General features: G+C 63.7%; 1 protein-coding gene. It reads right to left on the reverse strand.

The genetic code is table 11. The features are described from left to right. Window positions 1-243: 243 nt before the first annotated feature. On the reverse strand, window positions 244-462 hold the full coding sequence (locus NJD71_RS14070) for an HNH endonuclease (RefSeq protein ID WP_442967693.1): 219 nt from the start codon (window positions 460-462) through the stop codon (window positions 244-246). Window positions 463-468 lie beyond the last annotated feature (6 nt).

Below are 468 nucleotides of genomic sequence, written 5' to 3' on the forward strand. Positions count from 1 at the left end.
GGCGCTGCCAGGGCCGCCTCCAGGTCGAGCGCCGGAAGGGCCGACGTCGCCTTGTGCCCTTGCTTCTTTCGGCCAGCGCCGGGCCGTTTGCCGCCGCGCTTGGACTTCGGAGCCATTTCGTCGCCGGAACTCATGGGACGTTTGATTTCTTTGATTACCTTCGATTGATTCAAAGCTCTGGGCCGGGAAAAAACTTTTGCGCGTGACGACCCATGCGGTTCCGGCTCCCTACGGCCCAGAGATTTACCTCCCCCCTACCCCGGCGTGTGCGCGGGCTGCCCGGGCCGCCGCCGTTTTGCGGCCATGGCACGGACCGCAGCGCAACAGCACGTTGGAGGGATCGAGCTTTGCGCCGCCATCCTCGATCTCGATGATGTGGTCACCATAGAGCCTGACATCGTGACGCGGCGTTACCGGGTCATGAACCGGGTCTTCGCAGCTACGGCCTCGAACCTTGATGATCTGGCG

Origin of the sequence: Psychrobacter sp. PP-21, from assembly GCF_033790785.1 — a bacterium.
In the GTDB taxonomy this organism is placed as follows: domain Bacteria; phylum Pseudomonadota; class Gammaproteobacteria; order Pseudomonadales; family Moraxellaceae; genus Psychrobacter.